1 protein-coding gene is annotated in these 579 nt (G+C 62.2%); it reads right to left on the minus strand.

Translation table 11 applies throughout. The features are described from left to right. Positions 1-2: 2 nt before the first annotated feature. The coding region (locus RHBS_RS28470; protein WP_272913913.1) for a carboxyl transferase domain-containing protein at positions 3-579 on the minus strand (577 nt) is incomplete at its 5' end.

The following is a 579-nucleotide window of genomic DNA, read 5'->3' on the forward strand; positions in this document are numbered from 1 at the left end:
GCTCATAGTGGGATGTTTCCGTGTTTCTTGGGTGGGAGGGTGACTTGTTTGCGTTCGAGTAGTCGTAGTGCGGTGACGATCTGGCCGCGGGTGTGGCTCGGTGGGATGACGGCGTCGAGGTAGCCGCGTTCTGCGGCGATGTAGGGGTTGACGAGGGTGTCTTCGTATTCCTGCTGCAGTGTCAACCGGAGGGCGTCGACGTCTTCACCGTTCTTGGCGGCGTCGAGCAGTTGTTTGCGGTAGACGAATCCGACGGCACCGGAGGCTCCCATGACGGCGATCTGTGCGGTGGGCCAGGCGAGGTTGACGTCGGCTCCCATGTGCTTGGATCCCATCACGTCGTACGCCCCGCCGTACGCTTTGCGGGTGATGACGGTGATCTTCCCGACCGTTGCTTCGCCGTAGGCGTAGAGCAGTTTCGCGCCGCGTCGGATGATGCCGTTGTATTCCTGTCCGGTGCCGGGCAGAAAGCCCGGTACGTCGACCAGGGTGATGATCGGGACGTTGAAGCAGTCGCAGGTGCGCACGAACCGGGCTGCTTTCTCGGAGGCGTCGATATCCAATGTGCCGGCGAACTGG

This window comes from Rhodococcus sp. BS-15, assembly GCF_000813105.1.
Lineage (GTDB): Bacteria > Actinomycetota > Actinomycetes > Mycobacteriales > Mycobacteriaceae > Rhodococcoides.